Annotated in this window: 24 protein-coding genes; 11 read left to right on the top strand and 13 right to left on the bottom strand. The window is 36.1% G+C overall.

What is annotated here, in order from left to right; all coding sequences use genetic code 11:
- Positions 1 to 10: 10 nt before the first annotated feature.
- Both FKR84_RS12330 and FKR84_RS12325 read right to left on the bottom strand, forming a co-directional pair.
- Entirely contained in the window at positions 11 to 619 is a 609-nt protein-coding gene (locus FKR84_RS12330; protein ID WP_141422624.1) for a hypothetical protein, read from the bottom strand.
- Between the two features lie 83 nt (positions 620 to 702).
- Complete coding sequence (locus FKR84_RS12325) at positions 703 to 2,331, bottom strand: acyl-CoA carboxylase subunit beta (protein ID WP_141422623.1); 1,629 nt, start codon at positions 2,329 to 2,331, stop codon at positions 703 to 705.
- Positions 2,332 to 2,501: 170 nt separating this feature from the next.
- Here FKR84_RS12325 and FKR84_RS12320 point away from each other — a divergent pair, with 170 nt between their 5' ends.
- From FKR84_RS12320 to FKR84_RS13420, 3 genes are read left to right on the top strand one after another with little or no spacing between them, the layout of a single operon-like run.
- Positions 2,502 to 2,678 carry a CAL67264 family membrane protein gene (locus tag FKR84_RS12320; RefSeq protein WP_233357767.1) on the top strand — a complete coding sequence of 59 codons (177 nt, stop codon included), beginning with the start codon at positions 2,502 to 2,504 and terminating at the stop codon, positions 2,676 to 2,678.
- Between the two features lie 7 nt (positions 2,679 to 2,685).
- Positions 2,686 to 2,865, top strand: coding sequence for a hypothetical protein (locus FKR84_RS13425; protein ID WP_233357765.1), 180 nt, complete (start codon positions 2,686 to 2,688; stop codon positions 2,863 to 2,865).
- A complete protein-coding gene (locus FKR84_RS13420; protein ID WP_317129115.1) occupies positions 2,793 to 3,158 on the top strand; it encodes a DinB family protein in 366 nt (121 codons plus the stop codon). The genes FKR84_RS13425 and FKR84_RS13420 overlap by 73 nt, the downstream gene beginning before the upstream one ends.
- 38 nt (positions 3,159 to 3,196) lie before the next feature.
- Here FKR84_RS13420 and FKR84_RS12310 read toward each other — a convergent pair whose 3' ends face one another.
- From FKR84_RS12310 to FKR84_RS12295, 4 genes are all read right to left on the bottom strand, one after another.
- The gene (locus FKR84_RS12310) at positions 3,197 to 3,493 is read right to left on the bottom strand and encodes a type II toxin-antitoxin system RelE/ParE family toxin (protein ID WP_141422621.1); all 297 of its coding nucleotides are present in this window, start codon (positions 3,491 to 3,493) and stop codon (positions 3,197 to 3,199) included.
- The gene (locus FKR84_RS12305; RefSeq protein ID WP_141422620.1) at positions 3,475 to 3,711 is read right to left on the bottom strand and encodes a hypothetical protein; all 237 of its coding nucleotides are present in this window, start codon (positions 3,709 to 3,711) and stop codon (positions 3,475 to 3,477) included. The genes FKR84_RS12310 and FKR84_RS12305 overlap by 19 nt, the downstream gene beginning before the upstream one ends.
- Before the next feature lie 411 nt (positions 3,712 to 4,122).
- Positions 4,123 to 5,169: a serine hydrolase domain-containing protein gene (locus FKR84_RS12300; protein WP_141422619.1), complete on the bottom strand. Its 1,047-nt coding sequence runs from the start codon at positions 5,167 to 5,169 to the stop codon at positions 4,123 to 4,125.
- Positions 5,170 to 5,660: 491 nt separating this feature from the next.
- Positions 5,661 to 5,978, bottom strand: coding sequence for a thioredoxin family protein (locus FKR84_RS12295; RefSeq protein ID WP_141422618.1), 318 nt, complete (start codon positions 5,976 to 5,978; stop codon positions 5,661 to 5,663).
- Positions 5,979 to 6,200: 222 nt separating this feature from the next.
- Here FKR84_RS12295 and ettA point away from each other — a divergent pair, with 222 nt between their 5' ends.
- A complete protein-coding gene (gene ettA / locus FKR84_RS12290) occupies positions 6,201 to 7,895 on the top strand; it encodes an energy-dependent translational throttle protein EttA (RefSeq protein ID WP_141422617.1) in 1,695 nt (564 codons plus the stop codon).
- A 175-nt stretch (positions 7,896 to 8,070) separates the two neighbouring features.
- Here ettA and FKR84_RS12285 read toward each other — a convergent pair whose 3' ends face one another.
- The 4 genes from FKR84_RS12285 to FKR84_RS12270 all read right to left on the bottom strand — a co-directional run bounded on the left by FKR84_RS12285 (position 8,071) and on the right by FKR84_RS12270 (position 11,260).
- Positions 8,071 to 8,556 carry an ASCH domain-containing protein gene (locus FKR84_RS12285; protein ID WP_141422616.1) on the bottom strand — a complete coding sequence of 162 codons (486 nt, stop codon included), beginning with the start codon at positions 8,554 to 8,556 and terminating at the stop codon, positions 8,071 to 8,073.
- Between the two features lie 261 nt (positions 8,557 to 8,817).
- Entirely contained in the window at positions 8,818 to 9,417 is a 600-nt protein-coding gene (locus FKR84_RS12280) for an outer membrane beta-barrel protein (protein WP_141422615.1), read from the bottom strand.
- A 7-nt stretch (positions 9,418 to 9,424) separates the two neighbouring features.
- Positions 9,425 to 10,378 (bottom strand): transketolase family protein, encoded by a 954-nt coding sequence (locus FKR84_RS12275; RefSeq protein ID WP_141422614.1) that lies wholly within the window; start codon positions 10,376 to 10,378, stop codon positions 9,425 to 9,427.
- 36 nt (positions 10,379 to 10,414) lie between these two features.
- Complete coding sequence (locus tag FKR84_RS12270) at positions 10,415 to 11,260, bottom strand: transketolase (RefSeq protein WP_141422613.1); 846 nt, start codon at positions 11,258 to 11,260, stop codon at positions 10,415 to 10,417.
- A 678-nt stretch (positions 11,261 to 11,938) separates the two neighbouring features.
- Between FKR84_RS12270 and tgt the strand changes: the two genes are divergently transcribed.
- From tgt to FKR84_RS12245, 5 genes are all read left to right on the top strand, one after another.
- Positions 11,939 to 13,069 carry a tRNA guanosine(34) transglycosylase Tgt gene (gene tgt, locus FKR84_RS12265; protein ID WP_141422612.1) on the top strand — a complete coding sequence of 377 codons (1,131 nt, stop codon included), beginning with the start codon at positions 11,939 to 11,941 and terminating at the stop codon, positions 13,067 to 13,069.
- Positions 13,070 to 14,146 (top strand): LptF/LptG family permease, encoded by a 1,077-nt coding sequence (locus FKR84_RS12260; RefSeq protein ID WP_141422611.1) that lies wholly within the window; start codon positions 13,070 to 13,072, stop codon positions 14,144 to 14,146.
- Positions 14,147 to 14,236: 90 nt separating this feature from the next.
- Positions 14,237 to 15,187, top strand: coding sequence for an acetyl-CoA carboxylase carboxyltransferase subunit alpha (locus tag FKR84_RS12255; RefSeq protein WP_141422610.1), 951 nt, complete (start codon positions 14,237 to 14,239; stop codon positions 15,185 to 15,187).
- 172 nt (positions 15,188 to 15,359) lie between these two features.
- Positions 15,360 to 16,904, top strand: a complete 1,545-nt coding sequence (gene dnaB / locus FKR84_RS12250; protein ID WP_141422609.1) for a replicative DNA helicase — start codon at positions 15,360 to 15,362, stop codon at positions 16,902 to 16,904.
- A gap of 48 nt (positions 16,905 to 16,952) precedes the next feature.
- On the top strand, positions 16,953 to 18,215 hold the full coding sequence (locus FKR84_RS12245) for an asparagine synthetase B (RefSeq protein WP_233357764.1): 1,263 nt from the start codon (positions 16,953 to 16,955) through the stop codon (positions 18,213 to 18,215).
- A gap of 106 nt (positions 18,216 to 18,321) precedes the next feature.
- Here FKR84_RS12245 and FKR84_RS12240 read toward each other — a convergent pair whose 3' ends face one another.
- Positions 18,322 to 19,278: an OmpA family protein gene (locus tag FKR84_RS12240; protein WP_141422608.1), complete on the bottom strand. Its 957-nt coding sequence runs from the start codon at positions 19,276 to 19,278 to the stop codon at positions 18,322 to 18,324.
- Positions 19,279 to 19,335: 57 nt separating this feature from the next.
- On the opposite strand from FKR84_RS12240, the gene FKR84_RS12235 reads away from it, so the two are divergent.
- Positions 19,336 to 19,758 (top strand): secondary thiamine-phosphate synthase enzyme YjbQ, encoded by a 423-nt coding sequence (locus tag FKR84_RS12235; protein WP_141422607.1) that lies wholly within the window; start codon positions 19,336 to 19,338, stop codon positions 19,756 to 19,758.
- Between the two features lie 306 nt (positions 19,759 to 20,064).
- Complete coding sequence (locus FKR84_RS12230; protein ID WP_141422606.1) at positions 20,065 to 20,430, top strand: hypothetical protein; 366 nt, start codon at positions 20,065 to 20,067, stop codon at positions 20,428 to 20,430.
- A gap of 257 nt (positions 20,431 to 20,687) precedes the next feature.
- On the opposite strand, the gene rplT is transcribed toward FKR84_RS12230, so the two are convergent.
- Complete coding sequence (rplT, locus tag FKR84_RS12225; protein ID WP_141422605.1) at positions 20,688 to 21,032, bottom strand: 50S ribosomal protein L20; 345 nt, start codon at positions 21,030 to 21,032, stop codon at positions 20,688 to 20,690.
- 105 nt (positions 21,033 to 21,137) lie between these two features.
- The gene (gene rpmI / locus FKR84_RS12220; protein ID WP_141422604.1) at positions 21,138 to 21,335 is read right to left on the bottom strand and encodes a 50S ribosomal protein L35; all 198 of its coding nucleotides are present in this window, start codon (positions 21,333 to 21,335) and stop codon (positions 21,138 to 21,140) included.
- Positions 21,336 to 21,344 lie beyond the last annotated feature (9 nt).

Below are 21,344 nucleotides of genomic sequence, written 5' to 3'. Positions count from 1 at the left end.
AGAAAATTTTTTACGGTAAATCTTTTTTAATGGATTGATATAGGCTGTGACGGTGCAAGCTGTCCGGTTGCTTGGCCAATAGGTCCTGTAATTTTTTTAATTGCCGGGTATCATTTTTATTCCGAAACTTATAAATTTGAGCTACAGAAAAAGAAAAGGGTGAATTTATGTGCTTTTCTATTTCTGCCAGTAAAAAAGCATTGATGCTTTCATCATCGGTTTTGCTTTCGTACAGTCTACCTAGTTTTTTGCTATAATCTGATACTTGATAATAAAGAGAAGAATTCTTAACGCTGTCAATTTCTATACTTTTATCAAAGTTTACACTTATAACCGGTTGATTGCCGTCTAACCATAAACGCTTGATATATTTTTTTTCTCCTGCATAAAATACCACTGTATAAAGATCATTTATTTTGCGTTTAAAGTCTAGCGATAAATAAGGATCTTCAAAATCTGTTAAACGGTATTGTTCGTAATTACTAACATCAGAAACCTCTAAGCTGTCTAAATCTTTATAACTTTCAATATAAAAGTTGAGGTCTTTTAAGTTATGATTGGTTTGCTCGTTACAACCTACAAGCGATAAAATTATAAATGCTAAAAATAAATTTTTCATTCTCTTTGTAAATTATAACAAGCGTTTTAAAAAGTTTTATGTACTATTTTAAAACGCTTGTTTTAACAAAACTCTATTTAAAATCAAGTTTGTAAAACGCCCATATTAAAATCTTTTTCAATTGGAGCGTGGTCTGCGGCTTCAATTCCCTTAGAAATCCATTTTCTGGTGTCTAACGGATTGATAATGGCGTCTGTCCAAATTCGGGCTGCTGCATAATACGGACTTATTTGCTCGTCATAACCAGCTTTGATTTTATCGTATAATTCTTTTTCTTTTTCTTCGGTGATGGTTTCTCCTTTTTTCTTTAAGGAAGCGGTTTCTATTTGTAACAAAACTTTTGCGGCAGAATTACCGCTCATTACCGCCAATTCTGCACTTGGCCAAGCTACGATTAATCTTGGATCGTAAGCTTTTCCGCACATAGCGTAATTGCCCGCGCCGTAAGAATTTCCTATTACTATCGTAAATTTTGGCACTACAGAGTTACTTACTGCATTTACCATTTTTGCGCCGTCTTTTATAATACCGCCGTGCTCACTTTTGCTACCAACCATAAACCCGGTAACGTCTTGTAAAAACACCAAGGGAATTTTCTTTTGGTTACAATTGGCAATGAAACGCGTGGCTTTATCTGCAGAATCTGAATAGATTACCCCGCCAAATTGCATTTCTCCTTTCTTGGTTTTTACAATTTTACGTTGGTTGGCTACAATTCCTACAGCCCAACCGTCTATTCTTGCATATCCGGTTAAAATGGTTTTACCATAACCGGCTTTATATTCTTCAAAATCAGAGTTATCTACCAGCCTATTAATGATTTCCATCATATCGTATTGATCGCTGCGTTTTGCCGGTAAATGACCAAAAATTTCATCGGGATTTAATTTTGGCTTTACGGATTTTTTTCGGTTAAAACCGGCAGATTCCGGTGCCCCGATTTTATCCATAATATTCTGAATTTTTGTCAGCGCATCTTTATCGTCTTTTGCTTTATAATCTGTCACGCCACTAATTTCAGAGTGAGTGGTTGCCCCGCCAAGCGTTTCGTTATCGATGCTTTCGCCAATGGCCGCTTTTACCAAATAACTTCCGGCAAGAAAAATACTTCCTGTTTTTTCTACAATAAGGGCTTCGTCACTCATAATGGGTAAGTAAGCGCCGCCGGCAACACAACTTCCCATAACAGCTGCAATTTGGGTTATGCCCATACTGCTCATTACCGCATTGTTTCTAAAAATACGACCAAAATGCTCTTTATCCGGAAAAATCTCGTCTTGCATAGGCAAATAAACCCCCGCGCTATCTACCAAATAAATAATTGGTAAGCGATTTTCTATAGAAATTTCTTGCGCGCGTAAGTTTTTCTTACCGGTAATAGGAAACCAAGCGCCGGCTTTTACCGTTGCATCGTTGGCAACCACAATTACCTGTTGGCCGGAAACTTTTCCTATTTTTACTACAACGCCGCCGCTGGGGCAACCGCCATGTTCTTCGTACATTCCATCTCCTGCAAAAGCACCAATTTCTATAGTATCTTTTGGGTCGTCTACCAAGAAATCTATGCGTTCGCGGGCGGTCATTTTACCTTTATCGTGGTGTTTTTCGATGCGTTTTTCGCCACCGCCCAACTTTACTTTTTTAAGCTTACTGTTAAGGTCTGCTACCAGTAATTTATTGTAATCTTCGTTTTTATTGAATTTTATATCCATGCATTAAAATTATAAGATTAGTACTTTGGCATTGTAAAAAACCAACGCAATGGCGACGAAAATACAAAAAATACACCTTTATTCCTGCTAAAGTGCAGCTATAAAATTGGATTATTGTAGAAATTGATTGTATTTTTGTAAATCCAAATTCCTAAAACAAACTTATGGCAATGAATAAAAATACCGTACTGGCTTGGGCTACTTTTATAATGATTGTAGTTGGGGTTGCCCTTATAGCTTTAGGCGCTTTTAGATATAACGAAGTAGCAGGTTATGGTTTTGCAGCGGTAGGCATTGGATTTTTTGCTATTGCTTGGGTTTTTAATGCGCTAAAAGGAAGGGTGTAAAAGTAAATTGGCAGAAAATAATAAAGCCATAAAACAACAATTGATTAGTCATTTGAACGGAGGCGAAGCTTTTGTGCGTCTTTCTAAACTTTTACCAAAAATAACTTTTGATAAATTAGAAATACGTCCGGCAAACTTGCCGTATTCTGTATTTATCATATCTGCATTACCCAAAAAGACCTGTTAAATTATTGCACGAAGAAAAACTATACGGCACCAAGTTGGCCGGAAGATTATTGGCCGAAATCTAAAGCTCCGGATAGTGAAAAAGAATGGCAAGAACTTAAAAACCAGTTTGAACAAACCCAAAAAAGTCTTATTGCTTTACTGAAAAAAGAAGAAACCGATTTATTACAACCTGTAGCCAGCACTAAAAAACATTCTTTATTGCGGGAGATAGGATTGGTTATAGAGCACAATGCTTACCATGGCGGTCAACTAGTAATTTTACTCCGACTTTTGGGAGTGATCGAAAACTAGTCTTATTTATTTTACTTGAGCTTTTATTGGATATAATTTTATAATCTAAATTTTTTGTCCTCTTGCCGATTATCCCAAAATGAAACAATCTGGATACTATCTTTTTTTATTTCATATAAAATTAAATAGGCTTTTATAGGTATTATCCGGGTTTTTTTATTGGAAGATAAACGCCCAATAAACTCATTGTGGGCCAAGGTTTTTAATAAATCTTCTATTTCTGCAAGAAGCTTTAAACTGTATGTCGCAGATTTATTTCTTTTAGTATAGAACGCAAGTGTGTTTTTTAATTCTGATTTGGCTATAGCCGACCAGATTATTCTTTTACCAGCCATTCTTTCATTTCCGAAATTACAGATTCATTACTAGAGAATTGACCGTTTTTTATTTGCTTTCTGCCAATTAAAATGGATTCTTCTTGCTCCGGAGATAACGCATAAAGAGCTTTTTCAGACGTATCAAATATAGTCTGTAAGGCTTTTAAGAACTGAATGTCTTCAGAATCTTTTATTCGTGCAATCAAGTTGCTTTTTATTTGAGCAGTTTTATCCATTGTAATATATTAATTACAGTTTTATCAAAAATAAGGATTTTTTATTTAATTTTTCTTCTATACTTAGATTTTAGTTAAGAACCAGCACTAAAAAACATTCTTTATTGCGGGAGATAGGATTGGTTATAGAACACAATGCTTACCACAGCGACCAACTAGTAATTTTACTCCGACTGCTGGGGATTTATTAATCGTTTTAAGTACAAAATTATTATAGGTTGAATGCTTTATTTTTTATTTAGGTAAGGCTTGTAAGTATTTGATTTTTTAGAGGTTTGTATAAAAAATAATATATTTATTTACTTGATAAGCAGTGTTTCAAAGTGATTAAAAATGTCAATTTGAACGCAGTCGAAAACTTTTTAAGCTTAGAAAGCGAGTTTCGAAATATGCATTATAACGGAGAAGCGTCTATTTTTCTTTTCTCAATATTTTGACAATTCGGTTGTACATTAATTCTGACATGTTCCAATTATAACCATCAAAATTTACCGTGTTTGTAAATTGTATGACTACGACGTCTAGGTCTTTATGGTATTTTGCTATAGTTTGATACCCGGGAATTAAACCGGTATGTTCATATTCATAGAGAGACGTATATATTGCTTGTTCTTTCTTGTCTCTAAATACTGAGCCATCGTTTAAGGCGCGAATAAATTTACTTAAATCTTCTGCTGTTGCTATAAATGAACCAACATTATCCGTTTTTAAATCGGCATCATAGCCTATATAATATCCGCTCATTACCTCCTCTAAATTTACATCTTTGATAGAACCAAATGTATGTTTTAGATTTAATGGTTTTAAAATTCCCTCTTGTATATATTGAAATTTATTATAACCAAGAATCCGGTTCATTATTCTTCCCAGTAACAAGTAATTTGTATTAGAATATCCATACTCTTCACCTGGTTTAAAGTTAGCGGGTTTATCTAAAACCAAAGCAAGTTGTTCGTCTTTAGTTTCTTTTGGATGCACCCAATAATTGTGGGTGCGAGTAAAATCTGGAATGCCGCTGCGATGTTGAACCATCATTTTTATGGTTATTTTATTGGCATTTTCTATTCTACCTTTCAATTCGGGTAAATAGTCTGCAAGTGTTTTGGTTAATGATAATTTACCGTCCCGCGCCAATTTGGCAACCGCTACTGCATTGTATAATTTGCTAACACTGGCAATTTTAAATAATGAATTAGGATCGGCTGGGATTTTGTTTTCTCTGTTTTTATAACCCGAAGTGTAAAATTCGGTTTTATTTTCTTTTGAATTTACACAAACAATTATACCGTCAAAACCATATTCTGCAGCTTTATCTACTTGTTCTTGAACCGTGTTTGGTAGTGGTTTTATCCAAGCGAATACAATTGGCCAAGGAACAAAATACAGGGAGACAATTGTACCTAAAAGTAATAAAATTTTAAATATTTGTTTTGAACTGATTTTCATTACTTTTTTCATCTAAACGACGTTGTTTGGCCATTAATTATCATTCAAATATACTTGCGTCCGATTAAATTAATTAAAATGAATGACACGTCAAAAATAGCAAAAAGGCTTGAGAGATTTTATAGTATGACACTTTGCTTTAACAATTTTTATTTTTTAAAGGCCTAAGCGAAGTTCTTGCATACGACGAGGAAGAATGACGAGAGTAATGCACAAAAAAATGATATGAGTGGAGGGTTAAGCAAACTAGCGCCAGCCGTAAAAAATTGAATAGACACAAGTAAGAGCTTTGAGCTTTAAAAATTTCTGAAAACCGGCGAATACCTTTAGTTTGCGCCGTAACGAGGGGAATTTTTAGCAAAGTTCGGTTAAGCCTAGTCCCCAACTAGAGTTGGGGATTGGTTCTCCCGACGCTTCGGGATTTGGCAATGAAAAAAATGAACAAACAAATTTTATTAAAAATTACAATTTTTAATTTTAAGAGCAAGTTTTTTGATCGACCATTAATGATCATTCAAATATAAATCATAAAGTCGGTTTATTTCTTTAAAAAACACCTGTAAACTCAGATTGCCACCTTTTCTAAGAAATTCTTTTCCGTCTATAAGCAGCAAAATAGTGGGCGCATTAAATACCATATAACTAGCGGTTAAATCTGGGTGTTTTTCTACCGGTATTTCGGTAAAGCTTATTTTGGGATATTTTTCTGCTAGTTCTTGCTTGATTTTTGGACGAAGACTTTTACAAACGCTACAGTTTTTTGCTGAAAAATATAGCAATTTTAGGCCGTTTTCTGTTTGTTTATTTTCTTGTTTTTCCATCGTATCTGATTGCTTAACCAAGCTTCAAAAATACGCAATGTTTTTCTAAGGACTTTTAATACTTTACCATTATTATTTTTCAGATATTTGCGTTAGCGATAGTAGCGGCATCCTTTTTGTTTTTTGTCTTTTTCAAAAAATAAAAAGATATAGCGAATAGCGCGGCCCCTGCACTTTTTTTGTGCGGGGGAAACGCCCAAATTAATTTTAAAAACAATAAAAATGGCAGACGATAAAAAAGTGATTTTCTCCATGTCTGGAGTTACAAAAACCTACAAAAACGCCAATACCCCGGTGTTGAAAAACATTTATTTAAGCTTCTTCTATGGGGCTAAAATTGGTATTTTGGGGCTTAACGGCTCAGGAAAATCTACCTTGCTGAATATTATTGCAGGAAAAGAGAAAAACTACCAAGGCGATGTGGTTTTTTCGAAAGAATATTCGGTTGGAATGTTGGAGCAAGAACCCAAATTAGACGAAGATAAAACCGTGTTGGAAGTGGTAAAAGAAGGGGTAAGCGAAACGGTAGAAGTCTTGGACGAATACAACAAGATAAACGATCAGTTTGGTTTGCCGGAAGTTTATGAGGATGCCGATAAAATGCAAAAATTAATGGATCGCCAGGCTGTTTTGCAAGATAAAATAGATGCTACCAACGCGTGGGAAATAGATACGAAATTAGAAATTGCGATGGATGCGTTGCGCACCCCAGACTCTGATAAAAAGATAAGCGTACTTTCTGGGGGAGAACGTAGACGAGTGGCACTTTGCCGCTTGTTATTGCAGGAACCCGATGTGTTGTTGCTGGATGAGCCAACCAACCACCTAGATGCAGAGTCGGTACATTGGTTAGAACACCATTTACAGCAATATAAAGGAACCGTAATTGCCGTAACCCACGACCGTTATTTCTTGGATAATGCGGCCGGTTGGATTTTAGAATTAGACCGCGGCGAGGGCATCCCGTGGAAAGGAAATTACTCTTCTTGGTTAGAACAAAAATCTAAACGAATGGCGCAAGAGCAGAAAGCTGCTTCTAAACGTCAAAAAACTTTGGAGCGGGAATTAGAATGGGTAAAAATGGCTCCCAAAGGTCGCCAATCTAAACAAAAAGCACGTTTAAATAACTACGATAAGTTGCTTAACCAAGACCAAAAACAAATGGATGAGAAGTTGGAAATTTATATTCCCAACGGTCCGCGTTTGGGTACCAACGTTATTGAGGCCAATGGCGTAAGCAAAGCTTTTGGCGACAAATTATTGTACGAAGATCTTAACTTTAAATTGCCACAAGCCGGTATTGTTGGGGTTATTGGTCCTAACGGCGCCGGAAAAACCACCATTTTTAAAATGATAATGGGCGAAGAAACGCCAGATAAAGGCGAGTTTAAAGTAGGGGAGACCGCAAAAATAGCTTACGTAGATCAAAGTCACGCAGATATTGATCCGGAGAAAACCATTTGGCAAAACTTTAGCGACGAACAAGAATTGGTAATGATGGGCGGACGTGAAGTAAACTCCAGAGCTTACCTAAGCCGATTTAATTTTAGCGGAAGCGAACAAAATAAAAAAGTAAATATGCTTTCTGGTGGAGAAAGAAACCGTTTGCATTTGGCTATGACGCTAAAAGAAGAAGGCAACGTTTTATTACTGGATGAGCCAACTAACGATTTGGATGTTAACACACTTCGTGCTTTGGAAGAAGGCTTAGAAAACTTTGCCGGATGTGCAGTAGTAATTTCGCACGACCGTTGGTTTTTAGACCGTATTTGTACGCACATTTTAGCGTTTGAAGGTGACTCACAGGTATATTTCTTTGAAGGTGGCTTTTCTGATTATGAAGAAAATAAAAAGAAACGTTTGGGTGGCGAAACAATGCCAAAACGAATTAAATATAAGCGTTTGACCAGAAATTAATTTCTTGCTGCTTTTCTTTTAAAAACAAAAACTGTCTTTGGATTAAATTCTTTAGGCAGTTTTTTAATTTTTCGCTTAATAGAGATGTTGTGGAAATAGCGAGGTGTTATTTCTTAAATATTTTCTGTTAGTAAAGAGAAGCCTATATTTGGTTAGTATCTTTTTACTATGTTTATTATGCTGCTATAGCATATAGTGTTTTAAAATATTCACAAATAATAATCATATTTTCATTAAACTTTTCTCCGTAAGCTTCCATTTCTCTTTTATAATAAGCTTTGTGAACGCTTTTCCAGTAACTAAGAGATTTATCTCCTTCTCCTTCTGTCTCTGCAAATTCTGCGGTGATTTTATTATAAGGAACGTGCTCAATTTTGATAGTTTCAATTATCGCTTTTGCATTTCCATCCCAATCGGTTACAATATATTGGTCATTCACTTTGGGAAGTGGTTCCTTATTCTTTTCAAACCACCATAAAGAAGTGGCAGTAGCCTGTTTTATTCCTTTAACCACTAATTCAGCACATTCATCAGCATCTTTTTTATTATCGCAAAAATAAAAAGATATGGGTGTTTCTTTTATTCGGTTATTGGGATTGATTTTTAAGAAATCTTTCCATAAGCTTTCTACTGAATTTTGATTGTTTCTTACCGTTTCCATATATTTATCATTACTTCCGGATTTAGCTTTAGAAGAGTAAATGTAAGTATTAAAATAATAACCTCTTAGGTTTTAGTGCTAATTTGATTTTGCAATGTCGTATAATAAACGGAAGAGATTTAAATGAAACATTGTATTGAAGCAAAAAAAAGGATTACCCAACCGGATAATCCTTTTTTATTAAAGATTTACTCCCTTCTTCGGGGAAGGGCTGGGGATGGGATAAACAAACCATCTCGGTTAATGTAAAACAATTTCTACTTAAAATTGATACGATAAACTAATAATCAATTCTTCTGCTTTGGTGTCTAAAGTTTGTAGGGTTGGCGTGTTCCCTACATCCTCGTTTATAATACCAATCTCGTTATCGTTAAACCCGCGGGCGTAACGCGCATCTATACCAAATCTTCCCAATTGTACGCCAAGTCCGGCGTGAAGACCTATGCTGAGGTCGTCTTTTGGATCGGTTGTGTTTAGGTTTCCTAATTCGGTATTAAAAATATACTGCAAATTAGGACCTGCAAAAACGTGTAGTGGTCCAATTACTTCTATACCTACCAAAACCGGAACATCTAAACGATCCATTTCAAAATCTGCGCCATCATATTCGCTGGTGGTTTTGGTATAAATCAATTCGGGACGTAAATAGATTATAGGTAAATCAATGGTACCAAAAACACCAACGTGATAACCTACTGCCGCATCTGCGTCGTAGGTTTCGCCTTCAGTTAAATCTTTTAATTCGCCATTGGTATTATGACTTATTCCTGCTTTTATACCAAAACCGGTTTCGCCGGACTGGGCAAGCATTAAATTACTGCAAACTAAAAATACTATTCCGAGAAAAAATACTTTCTTCATAATCAACTTATTTTCGTTTTATAACTTTTTCTACTTTTTGCTGAATTGCTTTGGCGTTTAAACCATATTTATCTAACAATTCTAACGGATTACCACTTTCGCCAAAGGTGTCTTGTGTAGCAACAAATTCTTGTGGACTAGGCATATTTTCCGCCAGAACCCGTGCTACACTTTCGCCTAAGCCTCCTAAATAGTTATGCTCTTCTGCAGTAACTACGCAACCGGTTTTCTCAACCGATTTTAAAATGGCTTCTTTGTCCAATGGTTTTATGGTGTGAATATTAATCACTTCAGCGCTAATATTATCTTTTTCCAAAGCTTCAGCTGCTTGTAAAGCTTCCCATACCAAATGGCCGGTGGCTATTATAGTAACATCCTGTCCTTCGGTTAATTGTACGGCTTTCCCAATTTCAAACTTTTGATTTTCTTCCGTAAAGTTGGCTACTTTTGGTCGGCCAAATCGTAAATAAACCGGTCCTTCGTGTTCTGCAACTGCCAAAGTTGCGGCTTTGGTTTGGTTATAATCGCAGGTGTTGATAACCGTCATTCCCGGTAACATTTTCATCAAGCCCAAATCTTCCAAAATCTGATGGGTTGCGCCATCTTCGCCCAAAGTCAATCCGGCGTGCGAAGCACAAATTTTTACGTTTTTATTGGAGTAAGCAATACTTTGTCTTATTTGATCGTAAACCCGCCCGGTAGAGAAGTTGGCAAAAGTTCCGGTAAACGGAATCTTCCCACCAATGGTCATTCCGGCCGCCATTCCCATCATATTAGCTTCTGCAATTCCTACTTGAAAAAAGCGTTCGGGATGGTTTTCTTTAAACGCATCCATCTTTAAAGATCCGGTTAAGTCTGCACAAAGTGCTACCACATTTTCGTTGGTTTTGCCCAGTTCTTCTAAACCGGCACCAAATCCTGAACGGGTATCTTTTTTTCCTGTATCTGTGTATTTTTTCATTTCTTGTTTCTTCTAAAATTTTTAAATCCGCTTTCTTTAATAGTCGCCCAAAGTTTCCGGGTTTTGTGATAGTCCGGTTTCGAGTTGTTCGTCGTTAGGCGCTTTTCCGTGCCAAGCGTGGGTGTGCATCATAAAATCTACGCCATTTCCCATTACGGTATGCAACAAAATACAAACCGGTTTACCTTTGCCGGTACGTGTTTTTGCTTCTTCTAAACCTTTTATTACGGCTTCTATATCATTGCCTTTTTGTATTTCTAAAACGTCCCAGCCAAAAGCTTCAAACTTGTCTTTTAAATTTCCTAAGGGTAAAACCGTATCGGTAGAGCCATCTATTTGCTGGCCGTTTAAATCTACTGTAGATATAAGATTGTCTACTTTATTGGCAGCAGCATACATTATAGCTTCCCAATTTTGACCTTCTTGCAACTCGCCATCGCCATGCAAAGAATAAACTAAATGCGAATCTTTATTTAATTTTTTGGTTTGTGCGGCACCAATTGCAACAGACATTCCTTGCCCTAAAGAGCCGGAGGCTACGCGAATGCCCGGTAAACCTTCGTGTGTGGTTGGGTGTCCTTGTAGACGGGAGTCTATTTTTCTAAAGGTATTTAATTCCTTTACAGGGAAAAAGCCGCTTCGAGCTAAAACGCTGTAAAACACCGGAGAAATATGGCCGTTAGATAAAAAGAAGAGGTCTTCGTTTTTACCATCCATATTAAAATTGGTGTCATAGTCCATTATTTTTTGGTAAAGCGCGGTAAAAAACTCTGCGCATCCTAAAGAACCCCCTGGGTGGCCCGAATTTACCGCGTGTACTTGCCGTAAAATATCTCTACGAACTTGTGTTACAAAATCTTCCAGTTGTTGTGTTTGTGACATAGTGTTTAAATAGGTTTGTAATCTGTCTTCTCGCAAAAGTAAGTTTATTTAAAAGCTAAAAAAAATTTTCTGTTAGTAATGTGGTTTTGCTTCCTTTACGGAAATTATAAAACGCTAATAAAATAGAAAAATTTTAGGAAACTTATAGATTGTTGCTGCTAAATTAGGTAAAATTTATTTATGCCTTTGTTTCTTTATAATGGGATGTTTATACGATTACTGCGTAAAAAAATATATCTTCTTTTACTAAAAATAGTTTTATCGGCTAAGCTAAATTTTCGTGTTTTTTACGGAATATTAGATTGAAAATAGCTTTATTTTATAAGATTTGCTTGTTCTTTTTCCGTAAAGTGAAACTAAAATTCCCAAGTTTTTGTCACAAAAATTTCCGTAAAGCATTTTTATAAAGCTTTTAAATCTGAGTTAGATTCTATGCTAAAAAAGGTTCAAAAGCTCTCAATCCGAGTAATATTGTTTTGTATACTTTCAAAAGTTTGCTCCCTTCCCTCAGGGAAGGGCTGGGGATGGGGAGAGAGAGTTTAAAGAGACAGTCCATTCTACTGACACGATTTTTTTAAGGTCGAACTCAGATTTTTAAACAGACAAATTAATGCTTGTTATTATTTGCTGTTTATTTTGAAAACGGATTATGTATCTTTGCAACTTTTAATCACGCCTATGAAGTTTGAACTGAAGCTTACCGATAAACAATCTAAAGCCCGTGCAGGAACAATTACAACCGATCACGGCAAAATAGAAACCCCTATTTTCATGCCCGTTGGGACCATTGCTACGGTAAAAGGCGTTCATCAAAAAGAATTAAAGCAAGAAATTAATCCCGATATTATTTTAGGTAATACCTACCACCTTTATTTGCGACCACAAACCGATATTTTGCAAAAAGCCGGTGGCTTGCACAAATTTATGAATTGGGACAGAAATATTCTTACCGATAGTGGTGGTTATCAAGTTTACTCGCTTTCTGACAGAAGAAAAATTACCGAGGAAGGCGTGAAATTTAAATCGCATATAGATGGGTCTTACCACGTTTTCACCCCGGAAAATGTAATGGACACCCAACGAAAAATTGGTGCCGATATTATGATGGCGTTTGATGAATGTACACCATATCCTTGCGATTATAAATATGCAAAAAACTCGATGCACCGAACGCATCGTTGGTTAGACCGTTGTATAAATCATTTTTCTAAGAAAGAACCTTTATACGGACACCAACAAGCTTTGTTTCCTATTGTACAAGGCAGCACTTATAAAGATTTGCGTCAACAATCTGCAGAATATATTGCCAATGCCGGCGCAGAAGGAAACGCAATTGGCGGCTTATCTGTTGGCGAACCCGCAGAAGAAATGTATGCAATGACAGAGGTGGTAAATGCTATCTTGCCGGAAGATAAACCACGCTATTTAATGGGCGTGGGAACACCGATTAATATTCTGGAAAATATTGCTTTGGGAGTAGATATGTTTGATTGTGTAATGCCAACCAGAAACGGTAGAAACGGGATGTTGTTTACCGCGCACGGGACCATAAATATAAAAAATAAAAAGTGGGAAGACGATTTTTCTCCCATCGATGAGATGGGTATAACTTGGGTAGATACCGAGTATTCTAAAGCTTACGTTAGGCATTTATTTACCGTAAACGAAATGCTTGGCAGGCAAATTGCCAGTATTCATAACCTAGGTTTTTATCTTTGGCTAACGCGCGAAGCCAGAAAACATATTTTAGCAGGCGATTTTGCCACTTGGAAAGATAAAATGGTTAAACAAATGGATAAACGTTTATAGGTGAAAATATTAGATTGGTACATATTAAAACGCTATTTAGGCACTTTTGTGACGCTTCTGTTACTTTTTATTCCTATTGGGATTACTGTTAATTTAGCTGAAAAAATAGATAAAATTCTAGCCAATGAAGTTCCTTTTATAGAAGTAGCTTGGTATTACTTAGATTTTACGGTATATTTTGCTAATTTGTTGTTTCCGTTGTTTTTGTTTTTATCGGTAATTTGGTTTACCTCAAAATTAGCCAACAATACAGAGATTATAGCCTTTCTAAGTTCAGGCGTTTCCTTTAACCGGTTTTTAAGACCTTATTTAATTGGTGCTACCTTGGTTTGTATTGCAGCTTTAGTGTTTAGTATGTATTTGGCTCCCGAGGCAAGTAAAGGTTTTAATGAGTTTAAATACAAATACTTAAAACGTGGAAAAACCGCCCAAGAAACGCAAGATGTCTATAGGCAGATAAACGATAACGAATTTATTTATGCTACCAACTTTAGACCTAAAACTCAAACTGCCACCAATTTTACTTTAGAACATTTTGAGGGCAATGAATTAAAATTTAAAATTAGCGCAAACCGTTTAAAATTTAATGAAGAAGATTCTACCTACAGTCTTTATAATTACGATAAGCGCATTATTGGCCAAAGAAAAGACCAATTAATAACCAAATCTAAAATAGATACTATTTTACCTTTTGAGTTTGATGCGCTTACGCCGGTTTCTTATATAGCCGAAACCTTAAATTATTTTGAGTTAAACGATTTTATTCAGCAAGAAAGACGCCGGGGTTCCGGAAATATTAACCGCTATATGGTAGTGGCTTACAAGCGATGGAGTTTGCCGGTTTCTGCCTATATTTTAACCATTATTGCCGTTTCGGTTTCTGCAATGAAACGCCGCGGTGGGATGGGAGCCAATTTGGCAGTAGGAATTTCTATAGCTTTTATTTTTGTTTTTTTCGATAAGGTATTTGGTACCATTGCAGAGCAATCTACTTTTTCACCCTTATTGGCCGTTTGGTTTCCTAATATAGTTTTTGGTATCTTAGCAGTAATTTTATTGCGACGGGCAAGACGCTAATAGCATAAAATTCTAAATTAAAAAAATGCTGTGTAATCAAACAGTTTTATATATTTGTAAGCTGTAAAAACTTAAAGCCATAGGATATTTATGGAATATTTAGATTTTGAACTACCCATTAAAGAACTCCAAGAACAATATAACAAGGCTTGTAAAATAGGAGTCGATAGCTCTGTAGATGTTTCGGATACCTGCAAGCAAATAGAAAAGAAACTAAAAGAAACCAAAAAAGAAGTTTATCAAAACCTTACTTCTTGGCAACGGGTGCAACTTTCAAGACATCCTAACCGTCCGTATACCTTAGATTATATTAAAGGTATTTGTGGCGATAGCTTTTTAGAATTGCATGGAGACAGAAATGCTTCAGACGATAAAGCTATGGTTGGTGGTTTAGGGAAAATAGCCGACCAAAGCTATATGATTATCGGACAACAAAAAGGCTACAACACCAAATCTCGCCAGTACAGGAATTTTGGGATGGCAAGTCCGGAAGGTTACCGAAAAGCTTTACGATTGATGAAATCTGCCGAAAAATTTAATTTACCTGTGCTTACTTTTATCGATACTCCGGGCGCATATCCGGGTTTAGAAGCCGAAGAACGCGGTCAAGGAGAAGCTATTGCTCGTAACATTATGGAAATGACACGACTTAAAGTTCCTATTATTGTAGTTGTAATTGGAGAAGGCGCCAGTGGTGGCGCTTTAGGAATTGGCGTAGGCGATAAAGTAATGATGTTAGAAAATTCTTGGTACTCGGTAATTTCTCCCGAGAATTGTTCCTCTATTTTATGGAGAAGTTGGGATCATAAAGAACAAGCCGCCGAAGCTTTAAAACTAACCGCTAAAGATGCAAAACGCTTAAAAGTTATAGATTCTATAATTAAAGAACCTTTAGGCGGTGCGCATAGCGATAAGGACAAGATGTTTAAGACCTTAAAAAAGACAGTAAAAAGTTCTTACGAAGAATTAAAAGAATTATCACCAGAAGATTTGGTTAAAGATCGTATGGAAAAATATTTAGATATGGGCGTGTACAAATAAACAACTTCCCATAGTTTATAATTTTGTCTAAAATCCGAAGATTTATTCTTCGGATTTTTTTAACTTATTAAAAGTTATACAGGTTTATTAACAGGTAAATTGTTTATAAACGGTTAATTATGTAAACGAAGATTTAACGCTTATATCTTAACAATTTATTTACATTCGCAGTATGGAAAAAGTCAGCACATCGCAACAGTTTAAAACCGGAAAAGGGAATATCGTAAACCTGGAAAAAGGCAAATTACCTCCGCAAGCAGTTGATTTAGAGGAAGTTGTGCTTGGCGCGATGATGATTGATAAAAAAGGGGTAGACGAAGTTATTGATACGCTTCACAACGAAGTTTTTTATAGACAAGCCCACCAGCACATCTTTGAAGCCATTCATACGTTATTTATAAATACAGAGCCAATAGATTTATTAACGGTTTCGAGCCAGTTAAAAAAAGATGGAAAATTAGAACAAATTGGCGGCGATTATTATTTAATTCAATTAACCCAAAAAGTTTCCTCTTCTGCCCACTTAGAATTTCACGCTCGTATAATTCTACAAAAATATATTCAGCGTAGTCTTATTAAAATTTCCAACGAGATTATTGAAGAGGCTTACGACGAAAGTACCGATGTTTTTGAGTTATTAGATAGTGCAGAAAACAAACTCTACGAAGTTACCCAAGGCAACATTAAACGCTCTTCAGAAACGGCCAAAGATTTAGTAATTCAGGCCAAAAAGAAAATCGAAGAAATATCAAATAAAGAAGGTTTAAGCGGAGTGCCTTCCGGATTTGCACGTGTAGACGAATTAACTTCCGGCTGGCAGCCCAGCGATTTAATTATCGTGGCAGCACGTCCCGGGATGGGTAAAACCGCACTCACGCTTTCTATGGCCAGAAATATAGCGGTGGGTCAAAATATACCGGTTGCATTTTTCTCTTTAGAAATGTCTTCCGTACAGTTAATTACCCGATTAATTTCTTCGGAAACCGGGTTAGAATCCGATAAACTTAGAACCGGCGATTTGCGGAAAGATGAGTGGGAACAGCTAAACGTAAAAGTAAAAGGCCTGGAAAAAGCGCCATTATTTATAGACGATACGCCTTCGCTTTCTATTTTTGATTTACGGGCAAAAGCTAGAAGGCTTTCTTCCAAACATGGTATTCGTCTAATAGTGATAGATTACTTACAGTTAATGACGGGTGGCAATAATCAAAAAGGCGGTAATAGAGAGCAAGAAATCTCTACTATTTCTAGAAACTTAAAAGCGCTGGCAAAAGAATTAAATGTACCGGTTATTGCACTTTCGCAATTATCGCGTGCGGTAGAAACACGAGGCGGCAGTAAACGTCCTTTATTATCAGATTTACGGGAATCCGGAGCTATCGAGCAGGATGCAGATATTGTGTCTTTTATTTACCGACCCGAATACTACAAGATAGATACCTGGGATGATGAAGAACAAAGTCCTACAGACGGTCAAGCCGAATTTATTATTGCTAAACACCGGAATGGTGGTTTGGATAATGTACGCTTGAAATTTATTGGCCAACTTGGTAAATTTGATAACCTCGAAACTTTTGATGCGCCACAAGAATTTCATTCCAAATTAAACGATAACGACGACAATCCGTTTGGCGAAAGTAAAGCTAGTTTCCCGTCGCCAGACGAAGCTTTTGGTAGTGCTATTAATCGCGATAGTGATGATGATGTGCCGTTTTAATTACCGGTAACTACTGGTATTAGACCAAAATTTGTTTATCTTTCTGCTATGAAAAAGAAACTGTTTTTTGTGCTGTTTTGTTTATGGATGCCTTTTGCATCTTTCGCATCTTACATTTTAATCCCAATGGACGATACTTCGCAGAAAGATCATTTAAAAGCCTACGGAATAACGTATTGGACCTTAAAAAAACAACAAAAAGTAAAATGGTTGCTCAATTATAGAGGCGGCTCTTTTTTGATGCCCGATACCGAAAATTTACGGAAAGAATGTAAAATTAGAGGCGTTTCTTTTGAAGTTTTAAGCAATGCTAGAACAGAAACTATTCTAAAAACCATCGAAAGTCCGTCTAAAAATATGGAAGCTGTGGTTTTAGAAAAAGCGCCAAAAATTGCAGTTTATACACCTTCCGGTAACGCTCCCTGGGACGATGCGGTTACAATGGTTTTAACCTATGCCGAGATTCCGTATGAAACAGTTTATGATAGTCAGGTTTTAGAAGACGAACTTTTATTATACGATTGGTTGCACTTGCACCACGAAGATTTTACCGGTCAATATGGTAAATTTTATGCCCGTTATCGTGCTGCACCTTGGTATATAGAAGAAAAGAAAAATGCCGAAAATTTAGCCGCAGAATTAGGTTACGATAAAGTTTCTGAAGAAAAACTGGCAGTTGCCAAAAGAATACGTGATTACGTGATTGGCGGTGGCTTTATGTTTGCTATGTGCAGCGCAACAGATAGTTTTGATATTGCCCTCTCTGCAGACGGCGTAGATATTGCAGAACCTATGTTTGATGGCGATGAAAGCAATCCCGGTTACCAAAGTAAGATTGATTACAACAACACCTTTGCCTTTACAGATTTTGTTTTGGAACGCAGCCCGATGGTTTACGAGTTTTCGTCCATAGATATGACTACCAAACGAAAAATTCCTAAAGAAACAGATTATTTTAGCTTGATGAATTATAGTGCAAAGTGGGATCCTATTCCTACTATGTTATGCCAAAACCATACATCTTTAGTAAAAGGCTTTATGGGGCAAACCACCGCTTTTGATATAGAACAAATAAAAGCAAATGTTTTGGTAATGGGGCAAAATAAAACCAACGGAGAAGCACGCTACATTCACGGTATTAAAGGTAAAGGCTTTTTTACCTTTTATGGTGGGCACGACCCGGAAGATTACCAGCACAAAGTAGGCGATCCAAAAACTGAGTTGGAGTTACACCCCAATTCGCCAGGCTATCGCCTTATTTTAAACAACGTACTTTTTCCTGCAGCCAAAAAGAAAAAGCAAAAAACCTAATTGATAAGCTTTAGGCTGTAAGCTATACGCCGTAAGCGGTAAGCAAGATTTTAAACAATGGATTTTTGCATTACAAGTTCACTATTTAACCAATCCCTAATCCCCACTATTCCGGACTCTTATAAAACTCCTTTTCCGGCAAGACAATTATTTCTACCCGCCGGTTTTGTTGCCTTCCGGTTTTGGTTTGGTTGGTAGCAAGTGGTTTATTCTCTCCAAAAGATTTGGTAGTTATCCCATAATTTTCGGGTTTTTTTATATTTTTTAATATGTATTTCTTTACGCGTTTTGCCCGGTTTTCTCCCAGCGTTAAATTATAAGCTTCGGAAGCCTGGTTATCTGTATGCCCTTCTATAATTATTTCGGCTTTTGGTATTTTCTTTAAGGCCTGCAGAAAATTATCCAAGGCTTTAGCTGCTTCTTTTTTTAGGTTATGCTTATCTACATCAAACAAAACCTGTGCGTTTATATTTACTTTTAAAACCCCGCCAATTGCGCCAATGGCATCTATATCTGCGCCCGCTGTCGGACCGTCGCAAAAGTTGCCTAAATCGGTTAATTTTATGTAATAATATATATTTCGCACTGCGTTTTCTTCCGCGGAAGCGATATCTACATAACTCGAACCGCCGCAAGTATCGCCTACATAAATCCAATTTTTACCGTCTACTGAAATTTCTACATCAAAAGCTTCAACAGAGGGACCAACTTCAAAAAAGTACAAATCCGGTCCGTCTATATTAATAAAACCATTGTTTTGAAATTGCACTACCAACTCCCCATAACAACCCAAAGAGAGATAAGTGTTATCGGGATATTTCACATAATCGGGAGCACCTAAAGCATTTTTAGGATTGCTAAATTGTGGCTTGGCTTTAGGTTTTCCTTGGCGGAAGGAAATAATCTTATCGGCAAAAGAAATTTCGCCCAAAGGCATAAAAACTTTGTTGGTTTTGCCTACTTTGTAAAATTTTTGAAATCGAATATTGGTAAAATCTACTTGCTGTGAAAACAACATTCCGGTACTAAACAAAAGAAGCACAAAAAAACGAAAACCTTGCATAAACCTTGAATTACCATTAAATTTAGCTAATAATTAATTAAAAACCAACCGAGTAATATGAAGCTATACCAAACCCAAATAAAACTAGCTGCAAAATCGCGAGGAGTGCATTTGATTACGCAAGAAATCTTGGAGAAAACAGAAGGCTTAGGAAAGATAAAAACCGGACTCTTTAAAGTTTTTATAAAACATACTTCTGCCGGAGTTTGTATAAACGAGTCGGCAGACCCGAGTGTTAGAACAGATTTTGAAACGCATTTTAATAAAATGGTTCCCGAAAATCAGTCTTACTATACACATACCCAAGAAGGACCGGACGATATGCCCGCACATATTAAAAGCACTTTATTTGGTACGAGTTTAGAGATTCCTATAACCAACGGAAAGCTTAATTTGGGTACTTGGCAGGGCATTTATTTGGGTGAATTTAGAAACGAGGCTTCTGCTAGATCCTTGGTGATAACTATAATAGGGGAGTAGGGTGTTTTTTTCTTTACGGAAGTGATACATCAAACCTAATTTTTAGATTAATAAACAACACATCTTGCAAGAAAAAGTCTTTTGAAGTTAATTCTTTTAGCGTTATTTTTTGCTAAAACAGTTCACAGATACTCCGTAGATACTCCATAGATACTCCATAGATACTCCATAGTTAGTTCATTAAAAACCTACCAATAAAAAGATTGAACTCTGAGCGTTATTTTTAGTAGCTGAGAATACAAAACGCTAAAGTGATAGTTAAAAAATAGCTTATATTTAAAGGATTTTTTAAATTTCACTTAAATTATGAAAAAAAATAAAATTTTAGCTTTAGTTCTTGTAGTAAGCATTCTAGCTTGTAACCAAGACGATGATATTATTAATACAACCAATTTGGATGGTATTTATACAGAAACTTCGCCAGTAGAGGGGCGAGCTACCCTACATTTTATAGATGAAAATAGGGTGGTTAAATCTGAAGCACAAAACCCAACTACAGATACTTTTTTTTATGAAATAGAAGGAAACACCATAGTTTTAACGCCACAATTTAATCCGGATCTTTCAACCGAATTTGAAATTACTATTATAAGCGAGTCTGAATTTGAAATAGAAAACTTATATGTTGGTATTCCGGAAGAAGAAACCATTTACATGCGTTTTAAGAAATAACACTAAGATCTATTTTATAAAGTCTTAAGAGGGTATTAGTTTCTTATCTTTAAGTATATATTTGTTTCAAACATCAGACTGAGCGTAACAGAAGTCCGTTTTTCTAACCGTAAACAATTTTTGATTGCGGTTATATTAACATTTTTGTTGACTTAAAAATTAACTCCCAACCCTAAAAATCAGGCATAAAAAAAGTTGTTTTAAAGTTTTTACGCTTCAAAACAACTTTTATTATAAGCAGGATTATATGTTGTATTTTATTTTACTTTATTTACAATAGCTTCAAACGCTTCTGGGTTGTTCATTGCTAAGTCTGCTAAAACCTTTCGGTTTAACTGAATATCGTTAGCTTTTACTTTTCCCATAAACTGCGAGTAAGACATTCCGTGCAAACGGGCGGCCGCATTAATACGGGTAATCCATAAGGTACGAAAATTTCTCTTTTTGGTTTTGCGGTCTCTATAAGCATACAACATTGCTTTGTCTACCGCGTTTTTAGCTACTGTCCAAACGTTTTTACGTCTACCGAAATAACCTTTGGCTTGCTTCATTACCTTTTTTCTTCGGGCTCTAGAAGCAACTGAATTTACTGATCTTGGCATAATTTACTTGTTTTTTTGTAGCAGGCGTCCGTTTTTGTTTTTACTACGGCACTTGTAAAGGCCTGACTCCAGGGTTATATAATTGTTTTAACCGGTTAAACCGAATTACTTTAAACGTAATTGCAGTTTAACATTGTCCTCATCTGCTTTGTGTACCAAAGTACTGTGAGTTAATTTAAGCTTACGTTTTTTAGACTTCTTTGTTAAAATGTGGCTTTTAAACGCGTGCTTTCTTTTAATTTTACCGGTACCGGTAAGCTTAAAACGCTTTTTGGCACTGGATTTTGTTTTCATTTTAGGCATAATTATCCT

The organism is Haloflavibacter putidus, assembly GCF_006546625.1.
In the GTDB taxonomy this organism is placed as follows: Bacteria; Bacteroidota; Bacteroidia; order Flavobacteriales; family Flavobacteriaceae; genus Mesonia; species Mesonia putida.
Note: the sequence above shows the minus strand (reverse complement) of the source record. Positions and strands in the feature narration are given on the sequence as shown.